At 68.5% G+C, this 11,948-nt stretch carries 13 protein-coding genes and 1 pseudogene; 4 read left to right on the top strand and 10 right to left on the bottom strand.

Annotation, left to right across the window (positions count from 1 at the left end; all coding sequences use genetic code 11):
- From AC2VOP_RS15820 to AC2VOP_RS15780, 9 genes are all read right to left on the bottom strand, one after another.
- The coding region (locus AC2VOP_RS15820) for an AMP-binding protein (protein ID WP_486961867.1) at positions 1 to 630 on the bottom strand (630 nt) is incomplete at its 3' end.
- 50 nt (positions 631 to 680) lie between these two features.
- The gene (locus tag AC2VOP_RS15815) at positions 681 to 983 is read right to left on the bottom strand and encodes a DUF3349 domain-containing protein (protein ID WP_486961866.1); all 303 of its coding nucleotides are present in this window, start codon (positions 981 to 983) and stop codon (positions 681 to 683) included.
- 142 nt (positions 984 to 1,125) lie between these two features.
- The gene (locus AC2VOP_RS15810; RefSeq protein WP_486961865.1) at positions 1,126 to 2,274 is read right to left on the bottom strand and encodes a PPE family protein; all 1,149 of its coding nucleotides are present in this window, start codon (positions 2,272 to 2,274) and stop codon (positions 1,126 to 1,128) included.
- A gap of 585 nt (positions 2,275 to 2,859) precedes the next feature.
- Positions 2,860 to 3,534 carry a YoaK family protein gene (locus AC2VOP_RS15805; protein ID WP_486961869.1) on the bottom strand — a complete coding sequence of 225 codons (675 nt, stop codon included), beginning with the start codon at positions 3,532 to 3,534 and terminating at the stop codon, positions 2,860 to 2,862.
- A gap of 19 nt (positions 3,535 to 3,553) precedes the next feature.
- On the bottom strand, positions 3,554 to 3,853 hold the full coding sequence (locus AC2VOP_RS15800) for a hypothetical protein (RefSeq protein WP_486961864.1): 300 nt from the start codon (positions 3,851 to 3,853) through the stop codon (positions 3,554 to 3,556).
- Positions 3,850 to 5,121, bottom strand: coding sequence for an inorganic phosphate transporter (locus AC2VOP_RS15795; protein WP_486961863.1), 1,272 nt, complete (start codon positions 5,119 to 5,121; stop codon positions 3,850 to 3,852). Before AC2VOP_RS15795 ends, AC2VOP_RS15800 begins: the two co-directional genes overlap by 4 nt.
- Positions 5,122 to 5,247: 126 nt before the next feature.
- A complete protein-coding gene (locus AC2VOP_RS15790; protein ID WP_486961862.1) occupies positions 5,248 to 5,694 on the bottom strand; it encodes a VOC family protein in 447 nt (148 codons plus the stop codon).
- 10 nt (positions 5,695 to 5,704) lie between these two features.
- Positions 5,705 to 6,592 (bottom strand): SDR family oxidoreductase, encoded by an 888-nt coding sequence (locus tag AC2VOP_RS15785; RefSeq protein ID WP_486961861.1) that lies wholly within the window; start codon positions 6,590 to 6,592, stop codon positions 5,705 to 5,707.
- A gap of 45 nt (positions 6,593 to 6,637) precedes the next feature.
- Positions 6,638 to 7,549: a 1,4-dihydroxy-2-naphthoyl-CoA synthase gene (locus AC2VOP_RS15780; protein WP_486961860.1), complete on the bottom strand. Its 912-nt coding sequence runs from the start codon at positions 7,547 to 7,549 to the stop codon at positions 6,638 to 6,640.
- 33 nt (positions 7,550 to 7,582) lie between these two features.
- On the opposite strand from AC2VOP_RS15780, the gene AC2VOP_RS15775 reads away from it, so the two are divergent.
- Positions 7,583 to 8,557, top strand: coding sequence for an o-succinylbenzoate synthase (locus tag AC2VOP_RS15775; protein ID WP_486961859.1), 975 nt, complete (start codon positions 7,583 to 7,585; stop codon positions 8,555 to 8,557).
- 334 nt (positions 8,558 to 8,891) lie between these two features.
- Here the strand turns inward: AC2VOP_RS15775 and AC2VOP_RS15770 are convergent, their stop codons facing one another.
- Complete coding sequence (locus tag AC2VOP_RS15770) at positions 8,892 to 9,077, bottom strand: hypothetical protein (protein ID WP_486961858.1); 186 nt, start codon at positions 9,075 to 9,077, stop codon at positions 8,892 to 8,894.
- A gap of 26 nt (positions 9,078 to 9,103) precedes the next feature.
- Between AC2VOP_RS15770 and AC2VOP_RS15765 the strand changes: the two genes are divergently transcribed.
- From AC2VOP_RS15765 to AC2VOP_RS15755, 3 genes and pseudogenes are all read left to right on the top strand, one after another.
- Complete coding sequence (locus AC2VOP_RS15765) at positions 9,104 to 9,892, top strand: alpha/beta fold hydrolase (protein ID WP_486961857.1); 789 nt, start codon at positions 9,104 to 9,106, stop codon at positions 9,890 to 9,892.
- Positions 9,893 to 9,917: 25 nt separating this feature from the next.
- Entirely contained in the window at positions 9,918 to 11,588 is a 1,671-nt protein-coding gene (gene menD, locus AC2VOP_RS15760; protein WP_486961868.1) for a 2-succinyl-5-enolpyruvyl-6-hydroxy-3-cyclohexene-1-carboxylic-acid synthase, read from the top strand.
- 5 nt (positions 11,589 to 11,593) lie between these two features.
- Positions 11,594 to 11,948: pseudogene (locus tag AC2VOP_RS15755) on the top strand (DUF3592 domain-containing protein); the annotation flags it as partial.

The raw sequence follows: 11,948 nt of genomic DNA, 5'->3' as shown, positions 1-11,948 counted from the left end.
GACGCGCAGCCGGACCCCGTCCAGCGGGACGCCGTCGTAGACACACCCGCCGGCGGTCTCGCTCATGCCGTAGCTGCGCACCACCGCCACACCCGCTGCGGCGGAAGCGTCCAGGATCGGTTGCGGCACCGGCCCGCCGCCCAGCAGCACAGCGTCCAGCTCGGCTAGCGCGGTCGTCGCGGCCGGGTCGGCTAGGGCCTTGGCAAGCTGAGCGGCGACCAGCGAGGTGTAACGGCGACCGGAACCCAGCTGCGCGACGGCGGCGGGCAGTGCGGCGGGGTCGAATCCCGCCGTGACGTCCAGCTCGACCGGTACCGTCCCGGCCAGCACGCTCCGCACCAGCACCTGCACTCCGGCGACGTGGCAGGGCGGCAGCGCGAGCAGCCAGCGGCCCGGTCCGCCGAGGCGGTCGTGGGCGGCGGCGGCGTTGGCGGTCAGTGCGGCGGCGGTCAGTAGGGCGCCCTTGGGGGCCGCGGTGGTTCCCGACGTCGTCACCACCAGTGCGACGTCATCGGCGATCGGCTCGCCCACCCGCAGAGCCTTGACGGCCGGCAGCCACGATCGATCACCGGCGGGCACCGGAACCAGCGCGTCGCCTCGGCCGGCCAGCGCCTGCTGCAGGGCCGGCATCAGCGATGCCACCGCGTTGCCCGGCGTGACGGCCAGGGCGCGCAGGACGGCTATCTGAGGCCCCCGGTGTCTCGGCAGTCGTCCAACGGCCAGCCGTTGGCGGCGAGCCGTTGCCGGACCCGCTCCACGTCGTCGAGTGCTGGCAGCTCGTCGGTGACCCGGGTGATCATCACCCCGATGTCGATCTGGTCGAATTCGCCGCGCCGCATCAGCTCGCCGGCAACCTCCTTGACCTCGTCACCGGTGAGCCGCCGAGACAGCAGCGCCAGCAACGGTATGTAGTCGGTTGGCGGAACGCCATCGGGATATCCGGCGCGCAACCACGAAACGACTGCGTCGAGGAACCTGTTCACGCCACCTCAGCCTCCAGTCAGCGGGCTGTCGACCGCTGCCGGGTGCACGGCCACCACGATGCTACGTGGGCGTGGCGCCGAAGGTGTACCAGCCGGTGTGGTGGGCGATGAAGTCGCGGGCGATGAACACAACTCGTGCTCTTTACCCCCCCGACAGCGGGCGCGCCATAACGGTGAGCCGGGCACCGTATCGGGGGACGATTCCGCCGCGCCCGCTCCCCGTCATGGCCACGCCGGGGATCCCGGGCATTCCGGACCCCGCGGCCTCGGCCGCCTCGCTGGTCGGCAGCGTGGTCAACGGCGTGTGCGAGAGCACCGTGACGTTAGCGGCAGCCGGTGCAGCCCAGGCCGCGGGTACCGACATCGGGCCGATCGAACCCGCGCCGCGCATGGCCGCCGACACCCCGCCGCCCAGACCACCGGCAGACAGCCCGCCCCTGGACACCTCGCTGACGAGGTTCGCGGAGCTGAGCCCGGCGGCGAGCCCGCGCGGCGCAGACTCCGACGCCGTAGCCGTCGCTTTGGTCAACTCGCTGATCATCTTGTGGTTTCCGAGGGCCCCGTTGACTAATGCAAACCCATTACGGGTAGCTGACATCCCGGAGAAGACAGCCAATATGCCATCCAGGGCAACGAAGTCTTCCGGCAGCAAGATTCCGCTTGGGATGATGCCGCCAGGCAACGCCGCCGCGGGCGCGGTGGCCGCGGCGTCGGTGGCGGCCTGGGCTACCGCGGTGTGTTGGGCGGTGAGCCCGGCCGGGTTAACGGCCTGCTGAGGGGAGGTGAACGGCGTCAGCTTTGTCGCCGCCGCGGAAGCGCCGGAGTAGCCGTACATCGCGGTGGCGTCCTGTGCCCACATTTCGGCGTAGGCGGCCTCGGTGGCCGTGATCGCCGGGGTGTTCTGGCCGAAGAAGTTCGTCGCTGTCAGCGATGCCATTTGCGTGCGGTTGGCCGAGACCACCGGCGGGGGCACCGTCATCGCGCGTGCCTGTTCGAATGCCGCCACCGCAGACCACGCCTGGGTGGCCGTCTGGCTTGCCTGCGCGGCGCTGGTGGTCAACCAATTCACGTAGGGGGTGGCCGCTGCGGTCATCGCCGCCGACGCTGGACCGTGCCAGTGCACGCTGGTGAGATCCGACAGCACCGTTCGGTATTTCTCGGCGCTGGACTGCAATTCAGCGGCGAGCTGATCCCAGGTGGTTGCGGCGGCCCGCAGTGAGCCCGCACCCGGGCCGCTGTAGATGAGGCCGGAGTTGATCTCCGGCGGCAGCATCGCGAAATCTGTGAACATTGTGTCTCCTTGGGTGTTTGGTGGTTGTGGTGAGCTAAGCGGCTTCGATGGCCAGGTCAAGGGTCGAGGTGTCGCCAGCAGCCGCTCGATCAACCCCGGTCATCGTGGGTTGCGTCGCAGTCTCTGGTGAGGGCCGATTCCGTTGTCCGCGCGGCGGTTTGCGGCGGATCGCGCCCGGCGGATCGCGCCCGGCGGATCGCGCCCACGGTGCTGCAAAGATGGCCGAACTTGCTGCCGACGAGGACTCGACGGAAGCTCAGCAGGTTAGCTTGCAAGGTAAAAACGCTGTAGGCCGACTCACATGGCGATTGCTCGCAATCCAGCGGAGCTTGCGGCAAATACCTGACACCGTACTCCACTGATATAGACTAAAAACCTTTTAGTTATATTTCGGTGTAGAACCGTCCACGGGCTTGTGTCTGAAGTGCGAATTCCAAAAGAACAAGGGCGGATATGGTCTTCACCCGGGGGTTCGACTTCGCCCAACAGCACGTACTGTTAGGCCTACTGGGTTCCCGCACGCCAAATCCGGCTCGAATCACATCGCGATCGACAGCGGCGTACCTGCGGCGCTGGTGCCGATCCTTACGACAATTTCCATAGCCCGTGTCGGTCGACATACAGATAGGTGTATCCGGTGGTCAGTGCGCAGATCACGCTGGCGGCCGCGAGCATTTGGGTACCGCCGGTGAGCAGGCTGACCAATCCGCCGACGGCGACGCCGGAGGAGTATCCGGCGAGCAGGAGAAAATATCCCAGCCAGTCCGCGCACGTTCCCCCGTTGAGGTGACGTTCGATGCCTTGACCCATCTTCACCAATGTTCCCGTGACATAGCTCAAGGGGATCGACACCTCGCCATCCTTGATAAACGTGGTGTTCAACGTCCCCACCCCGAAAGTCACCAGCGCGATGGGCAGGAGCGGCAGCGGAAGTGCGGGTCCGCCGGCGACGGCGATATCCAACGCCGTCGCGGACACCAGTGCCAGCGTGGTCAGCACCGTCGCGCCGTGCGGCCGGTTGGGCCAGAGGTAGCGTCGGCACAACGACGCGCTCACCACGCCGGTGAGAAAAGCGAGTATCAGCACCGTGGCCGACAACGCCAGCCAGTGTTCGTCGCGGAAGAAGCCCAGCACCGCGCGATGGGTGTTCCCGGTCATAAACGTCACGAAGTACCCGGCGGAGTGGGTATACGCCGTGGCACCCACCAGGCCGGCCAGGCCGGCCAGCACCCACGACAACTTGGCCTCGCTGTCAAACATCTCGCCCACTCCAGAGACGTTACGTGGGCGTGGCACCGAAGATGTACCAGCCGGTGTGGTGGGCGATGAAGTCGCGGGCGATGAACACAACGCCGAGGACGACGGCCGCCAGCGCCAGCGCGAAAATCGCCCAGCTGAGCCCGATCAGCGCCGGGCGTCGGCGGGTTTGCCCGGACTGTTCGCCGGCGACGCCCTCACCCCCGGTACCCGCCGCGCCCAGCCGGACACCGAGTGCGAACAGCGCTGGCAGCCCGGCGCCGACAAGGAGTCCGAAGATCAGGATCTTTACCGTGGCGGTGTAGTTGAACCAGGCACTCATCGGTCGGCGGCGGTGGCGGCCGGCGCTTCGGCGGCGGGCCGCGGCACAGCCGCCGGTGAATCGACCGCGCACTCAGCCGCGTACTTTTGAGCCGGCTCGGCAACGGGACCGGTAACCGGACCGGTGGGTGACCCCACTCCAGCCGTCAGGCTGCCTTTCCACTCGCCGTTGACGTTCGAGGCGTCGATAGTCGGCTTGCGCGACTGCAGCCAGATGGCCAGCGCCACCGCGGCCAGCAGTGCAAAGCCGACAAACGCGCCGAGGTAGCCGCCGATCCCGTGCACCACGGTGTAGGTGATGGCACCGACGATGCCCGCCGACGGCAGCGTCACCCCCCACGCGGTCACCATCCGGCCGAAGACCCCCCAGCGCACTTCGGCGCCGGACTTGCCCATGCCGCTGCCCAGCACGGCCCCGGTCACCACCTGCGTGGTGGACAGCGAATAGCCGAAGTGGCTGGAGAGCAGGATAATCGCCGCGGACGAAGACTCGGCGGCCATCCCCTGCGGTGGCTTGATCTCGACCAGGCCCTTGCCCAAGGTGCGGATGATCCGCCAGCCGCCGGAGTAGGTGCCCGCCGCAATCGCCATCCCGCAGCACACGATCACCCACATCGGCGGCATTGTGGCGGTCTTGCTGACGGTGCCGTAGGACATCAGCGCCAAGAAGATCACGCCCATGGTCTTCTGCGCGTCGTTGGTGCCGTGCGCCAGTGAGACCAACGACGCCGAGCAGATCTGGCCACGGCGGAAACTCTCCTCGCTGCGCCGCTCGCCGACGCCGCGGGTGAACCGGTAGGTCAGCCAGGTCGCCGTCGCCGACACCACGACGGCCAGCATCGAGGCCGTCACCGCTGGAATGATCACCCGGGACACCACGCCGCTCCAGATCACCCCATGCACGCCGACGGCGACCAGCATTGCGCCGACAATGCCGCCGATCAGCGCGTGCGACGAACTCGACGGGATACCGAGCAGCCAAGTCAGCAGGTTCCACACCACTGCGCCGACCAGGCCGGCGAACACCAGCTCCAGTGTCACCAGGTGCGCGTTGACCAGGTCCTTGGCGATCGTCGCCGCGACGGCGGTGGACAGGAAGGCGCCGAGCAGGTTCAAGCATGCCGACAGCGTGACCGCTGCTCTCGGGCGGAGCGCGCCGCTGGCGATCGAGGTGGCCATCGCGTTGGCGGCGTCGTGGAAGCCGTTGGTGAAGTCGAATCCCAGCGCGGTGATCACCACGATGACCAACAGGAGGAGCTCAACGCTCACGGGGCATCACGACGTTAATTCTGGCGCTAGGGCGGTGTCGCTGTCGAACGATTGCAGCTGTGAAAAGCCGATGTACCTCGACTGGTTCCCCACCGTTATCCCGCAGTTAACGTTGCGCGCTGCGAATCATGAGCACCGATCTCCCGGCGAGCGTGAGGTAGCCCCGACCTCATCGTCGCGGCGCGGGTCCCGGCGGGTGTCCCGGCGCAACGGGTGGTCGGGGGGCACCTCCACGAAGATCAACGTCACGCCGTCGGGGTCTGTGACGTGCATTTCGTTCAGGCCCCACGGTTCGCGGCGGGCGGTCCGTGCGATCGGCACCCCGCGGCCTTCCAGTTCGGCCTGGGTGGCGGCGACGTCGCGCACCTGCAGCCACAGCGCGCCGGGAAACGGCCTATCGGGGTGTTCGGGTGCGCTGTGACCAGCGAGTTCGATCAGTGACTGGCCGGCGTAAAACACCGTGCCGGCACCGTAGTCGCGGGCGATGGCCAACCCGATCTCGTCGCGGTAGAAGCGCAGCGAGCGCTGATAGTCCGCCGGCCGGAAGAGCACCCGGCTGGCTAAAATCTCCATGAGTTCTCCATCAGCGGCCCCCGGGCTGGATGACCTGCGACTTGGCCCACTCGGTGGACCATCGCGAGTTCAGGGTGTCCATCGCCTTGGCGGCCAGCGCGGTGCGCGGCGCGATCCGCACCGGCCGGTGGCGCGCCGCCGTGATCATCCAGTCGGCGGCCTCGTCGGGGGTCAGCGCCGGCCGGCCGTCGAAGGCCTTGGTCGGTTCGACCATCGGTGTGGCCACCAGCGGGTAATACAGCGTCGTCGCGTGCACGCCGCGGCCCGACCACTCGGTCTCCATCACCCTGCTCACCGATGCCAGTGCGGCCTTTGTCGCGTTGTACGCGCCGAAGTTCGCCGACGCTTCGAACATCACACCCCAGGTCGCGACGTTGATGATGTGCCCGTCGCCACGCTCGAACATCCCCGGCACGAATCCGCGGACCAACCGCAACGGGGCGAAATAGTTGAGCGCCATGGTCCGCTCCAAGTCGTGCCAGCGCTGCAGCGACTCGGCGAACGGGCGGATGATGGACCGGCCGGCGTTGTTGACCAGGATGTCGACCCCGCCGAGACGCTCTTCGACGTCGGTGACCAATGCGTCGACGGCGTCGTACTTGGACAGGTCGGCGGGGATCGCGATCGCCGTGCCGCCCGTGGCCGTGATCCGCTGCGCGAGGGTGTCGAGCAGATCCTGTCGGCGGGCCACCGCGACCACCGTTGCGCCGCGGCGGGCGAACTTCACCGCCGCCGCCTCGCCGATGCCTGACGAGGCACCGGTCACCAGCACCCGCTTGCCGCTCAGGTCGACCACCTTGTTGGCCGGCCGGTGCAACGACAGTTGCGCGGGGATGGGCGGCCGCAGGCCGGCGCTCCACATCAGGTCTTTCAGCCTGCGCGACGGGCTTGTGCTCATGGGCTGAGTCTAGGGACAGGCGACTGGCTCAGCAGTAGCCAGGACTCAGTAGTACCGGGGGAAGGGGCTCCAGTCCGGGGCGCGCTTGTTCAGGAACGCATCGCGGCCCTCGACGGCCTCGTCGGTCATGTAGGCCAGCCGCGTGGCCTCGCCGGCGAACAGCTGTTGGCCCACTAGCCCGTCATCGAGCAGATTGAACGCGAACTTCAGCATCCGTTGGGCCTGCGGCGATTTGGCGTTGATCTCAGCCGCCCACTGGAGGCCCGCCGCCTCCAACTCGGCGTGGTCGACGACCTCGTTGACCGCACCCATCGCATGCATCTGCTCGGCGGTGTAGGTGCGGCCCAAAAAGAAGATCTCGCGGGCGAACTTCTGCCCCACCTGGCGGGCCAGATACGCCGACCCGTAGCCGCCGTCGAAGCTGCCGACGTCGGCGTCGGTCTGCTTGAAGCGGGCGTACTGGCGGCTGGCCAGGGTCAGGTCGCACACCACGTGCAGGCTGTGTCCTCCGCCGGCCGCCCAGCCGTTGACCAGGCAGATCACCACCTTGGGCATGAACCGGATCAGCCGCTGCACCTCCAGGATGTGCAGCCGTCCGGCCCGAGCGGTGTCCACGGTCTCGGCGGTGTCGCCGGAAGCGTACTGATAGCCGCTGCGTCCGCGGATGCGCTGGTCCCCGCCGGAGCAGAACGCCCAGCCGCCGTCTTTGGGCGACGGTCCGTTGCCGGTCAGCAGCACCACCCCGACATCCGCTGACATGCGGGCATGGTCCAAGGCGCGGTACAACTCGTCGACGGTGTGCGGGCGGAAGGCGTTGCGCACCTCCGGCCGGTTGAACGCCACCCTTACCGTGGCGTCGGTGACATGACGGTGGTAGGTGATGTCGGTCAGGTCGGCGAACCCGTCAACCGGCCGCCAGGCTTTCGGGTCGAACGGATTGAAGGAGTTGTCACTCAAGGCGTTTGCGCTCCATCCCGATACCATAGAGCAATGTCCCCGCCGCCGCCGCTGGACGACATCCTGGGTCGGCTGCACGTGGTCGCTCTGCCGATGCGGGTGCAGTTCCGCGGCATCACCGTTCGCGAGCTGGCCCTGGTCGACGGGCCGGCCGGGTGGGGTGAGTTCGGCGCGTTTCTCGAGTACGGCCCGCCCGAGGCCGCGCACTGGCTGGCCGCAGCGCTGGAATCGGCCTACCGGGCGCCGCCGCCACCTCGCCGCGACCGCATTCCGATCAACGCCACCGTGCCCGCGGTCGCCGCAGACCAGGTACACGACGTGCTGGCCCGCTTCCCCGGCGCGCGCACCGCCAAGGTCAAGGTCGCCGAGCCGGGCCAGACGCTGGCCGACGACGTCGCCCGCGTGCAGGCCGTGCGCGCACTGGTCCCCACCGTGCGGGTCGACGCCAACGGCGGCTGGACCGTCGAGCAGGCGGTCGCTGCCGCGGCGGCGCTGACCGCCACCGGCCCGCTGGAGTACATCGAACAGCCCTGCGCCACAGTTGCCGAGCTCGCCGCCCTGCGTCGCCGCATCGACGTGCCGGTCGCCGCCGACGAAAGTATCCGCAAAGCCGATGATCCGCTGGCGGTGGCCCGCGCCGACGCCGCCGACATCGCAGTGCTCAAAGTTGCTCCGCTGGGCGGCATTTCGGCGATACTGAGGATAGCCGCCCAGATCGGCATCCCGGTGGTGGTCTCCAGCGCGCTGGATTCCGCCGTCGGCATCGCCGCCGGACTCCGTGCTGCCGCTGCCCTGCCGACGTGCGAGCATGCCTGCGGGTTGGGTACCGGCGGGTTGTTCGCCGAGGACGTGACGGACCCAGCCGAGATCCCGCCGCCGGTGGACGGCCACCTGCCGATCGCACCGGTGCAACCCGACCCGGCGCGGCTGCAGGCGCTGGCCGCATCCCCGGCGCGACGGCAGTGGTGGATCGAGCGGGTCAAGGCCTGTTACCGGCTTTTAGAGTAGCCGCCTACTCTAGGCCGGCCGGTGCTACCGGGCGCACACTGTGCGCAGGATTGGTCGATAGTCCCACGTCCCAAACGAAGATTGGTTCTTTCGATGGACAGATCAGAAAACACCAGGTTGCAACAAGTAGCTCATGACCTGCAGGGATTCGCGACGGAAGTACATACGTTGGGTTACTCGTCGTATGTAGTCTCCGGGGCTGAGCACCAGTTCCTCGAGCTGTCGGAGCGCATGATCCAACGTGCCGACGCTTTAGCCCGGGCCGTTGCGACGGCCCAAAGTGCCTGACCACGCCTGACCACGCCGCTGCGACCGGCATCGACTCGCTGCGACGTCACGGCAGCGGGAGCCGGTCCATGGTGAACTCGGTGGCAGGCATCCCCCAGGACGCGGGCTTGCCGCCGGTGCGGAAGTACATCTTCTTGAACGCCATCTTCATCGCCCATGACGGGTAGCCCATCTGACCGCTGTTGTCGTGACGCTTCACAAGCTGGGCTGCGGAGGCTGAGCGTCCCGACATCTAGGCCCTCGCGTACCTTCACACCCGTGACCAACCTCGCGTACGACGACCGCAATCCAGCAGGCAAGCCGGTCGTGTTCATTGCCGGCCGCGGCGGCGCGGGACGCGGCTGGCATCTGCACCAGGTGCGCGAGTTCGAGATGGCCCGCTACCGCGTCATCACCTTCGACAACCGCGGTATCGGGGCTACCGAGAACGCGTCCGGATTCACCACCCAAACCATGGTGGCCGACACCGCGGAGCTGATCGAATCCCTGGGCGCCGCCCCGGCCCGCATCGTCGCGACGTCGATGGGGGCGTTCATCGCCCAGGAGTTGATGCTGGCCCGGCCCGAGCTGGTCCGCTCGGCGGTGCTGATGGGCACCCGCGGCCGACATGACCACACCCGCAGCTTCCTCTACGACGCTGAGGCGGCGCTGGCCGCATCCGGAGTCAGGCTGCCCGCCGCATACGACGCGAAAGTCCGCCTGCTGGAAAGCTTTTCGACGAAGACACTGAATAACGACGCGGCCGTGATGGATTGGATTGCCATGTTCACCATGTGGCCGGTCAAGCAGACTCCGGGGCTGCGCTGCCAGCTCGACGTGGCTCCGCAGGGCAACCGGCTGGCGGCCTACCGCAACATCGCGCAGCCGGTGCTGGTGGTCGGCTTCGCCGACGACGTGATCACCCCACCGCACCTCTGCCGTGAGGTCGCCGACGCGATGCCCAACGGGCGCTATCTGGAGATCCCCGACGCCGGCCATCTCGGTTTCCTCGAACGGCCCGACGATGTGAACCAAGCCGCCCTGCGGTTCTTCGCCGAGGCAGGCTGAGCCTGCTGGTTACGCTGGGCTGGTGGTGAATCCCTCGACGCTACAGGCCCGCGTCGTCGTCGACGAATTGATTCGCGGCGGCGTCCGCGACGTGGTGTTGTGCCCAGGCTCGCGCAACGCGCCGCTGGCGTTCGCACTCGACGACGCCGACCGGGCAGGCCGGATCCGGCTGCATGTGCGCATCGACGAGCGCACCGCCGGCTATCTGGCGATCGGGCTGGCGGTCGGCGCCAGCACGGCGCCGGTCTGCGTCGCGATGACGTCGGGCACCGCAGTGGCCAACCTGGGTCCTGCGGTGGTGGAGGCCAACTACGCGCGGGTACCGCTGATTGTGTTGTCTGCCAACCGTCCCTACGAGCTGCTGGGCACCGGCGCCAACCAGACCATGGAGCAGCTGGGCTATTTCGGCACCCAGGTCCGCGCCGCGATCAGCCTGGGCCTGGCCGAAGACGCGCCCGAGCGGATAGCCGAACTCAACGCCACCTGGCGCTCGGCCACCTGCCGAGTGCTGGCCGCCGCCACCGGTTCCCGCACCGCCAACGCCGGGCCGGTGCAGTTCGACATCCCGCTGCGTGAGCCCCTGGTGCCCGACCATGACGATCACGGCCCCAGCCCGCTCAGCCCACACGGCCGACCGCACGGCAGGCCGTGGACCTACACCCCGCCGGTCAGCTTCGACCAGCCGCTGGATATCGACCTGACACCGGACACCGTCGTGATCGCCGGGCACGGCGCCGGGGTGCACCCCAACCTGGCGGCGCTGCCCACCGTCGCCGAGCCCACCGCGCCGCCCGCAGCCAATCCGCTGCACCCGCTGGCGCTGCCGCTGCTGCGCCCGCAGCAGGTGATCATGACCGGCCGCCCCACCCTGCACCGGCCGGTGTCGGTGCTGCTGGCCGACGCGAAAGTGCCGGTGTACGCGCTGACCACCGGACCGCGTTGGCCGGACGTGTCGGGCAACTCGGCTGCCACCGGCACCCGGGCGCTCACCACCGGGGAGCCGAGCCCGGCCTGGCTGCGCCGCTGCGCGGAGCTGAACGCCCACGCGCTGGCCGCGGTGCGCGGCCAGCTGGCGGCGCACCCGCTGACCACCGGCCTGCACGTCGCCGCCGCGGTGGCCGACGCGCTGCGCCCCGGTGACCAGCTGGTGCTGGGGGCATCCAACCCGGTGCGTGACGCCGCGCTGGTCGGGTTGCGCACCGAGGGCGTCACGGTGCGCGCCAACCGCGGAGTGGCCGGCATCGACGGCACCGTGTCCACCGCGATCGGGGCGGCTCTAGCCCATGAACAGGTCCATGAGCAGGTCCGGGCCGGCGGTTCCGCCGCACGCACGGTCGCGTTGATCGGTGACCTGACCTTCGTTCACGACAGCTCCGGGCTGCTGATCGGCCCCACCGAGCCGACCCCGCGACGGTTGACCATCGTGGTGTCCAACGACAACGGCGGCGGCATCTTCGAACTGCTGGAGACCGGCGACCCACGGTTCTCCGATGTGTCCTCGCGAATCTTCGGCACCCCGCACGACGTCGACGTCGGCGCGCTGTGTCGCGCCTACCACGTAGAAGCCCGCCAGATCGAGACCGACGGGCTTGCAGCGGCACTGGGCGAGCCGGTCACGGGGATGCGGGTGCTGGAGGTCAAAGCGGACCGGTCGTCGCTGCGGGCGCTGCACGCCGCCATCAAGGCCGCTCTGTGAGCACTGTGAGGTCACTCTGGCGTAAGTCGCCGAAGGAACTGCTGTACAACATCATTCACGGTAGCAACGGCGCCCTGCCCGCCACACCGGCCCGGCGCCTGCTTCGGTGGTCTCGGATCACCGTGCTGATCGCAGCCGCTCTGGTGACGCTGCAGTCGGTGCTGCTGGTGGCCGGCGCATGGCGCAACGACCTTTCCATCGAGCGTGATCTGGGGGTTGCGGAAGCCGAAGTGCTCAGCGCCGGTCCACGACGGTCCACCATCGAGTTCGTCACCCCGGAGCGGATCACCTATCGCCCCCAGCTCGGCGTGCTCTACCCGTCCGAATTAGCCACCGGGATGCGGATTTACGTCGAATACG

The sequence above is a fragment of the Mycobacterium sp. TH-M106 genome (assembly GCF_057473765.1).
This window is presented reverse-complemented; position numbering and strand designations above follow the sequence as displayed.

What these genes read in the sequence shown, in the direction of transcription:
- AC2VOP_RS15810 (WP_486961865.1), bottom strand. Translation starts at nt 2,274, where the DNA reads ATGTTCACAGATTTCGCGATGCTGCCGCCGGAGATCAACTCCGGCCTC.
- AC2VOP_RS15805 (WP_486961869.1), bottom strand. Translation starts at nt 3,534, where the DNA reads ATGTTTGACAGCGAGGCCAAGTTGTCGTGGGTGCTGGCCGGCCTGGCC.
- AC2VOP_RS15800 (WP_486961864.1), bottom strand. Translation starts at nt 3,853, where the DNA reads ATGAGTGCCTGGTTCAACTACACCGCCACGGTAAAGATCCTGATCTTC.
- AC2VOP_RS15790 (WP_486961862.1), bottom strand. Translation starts at nt 5,694, where the DNA reads ATGGAGATTTTAGCCAGCCGGGTGCTCTTCCGGCCGGCGGACTATCAG.
- AC2VOP_RS15785 (WP_486961861.1), bottom strand. Translation starts at nt 6,592, where the DNA reads ATGAGCACAAGCCCGTCGCGCAGGCTGAAAGACCTGATGTGGAGCGCC.
- AC2VOP_RS15775 (WP_486961859.1), top strand. Translation starts at nt 7,583, where the DNA reads ATGTCCCCGCCGCCGCCGCTGGACGACATCCTGGGTCGGCTGCACGTG.
- AC2VOP_RS15770 (WP_486961858.1), bottom strand. Translation starts at nt 9,077, where the DNA reads ATGTCGGGACGCTCAGCCTCCGCAGCCCAGCTTGTGAAGCGTCACGAC.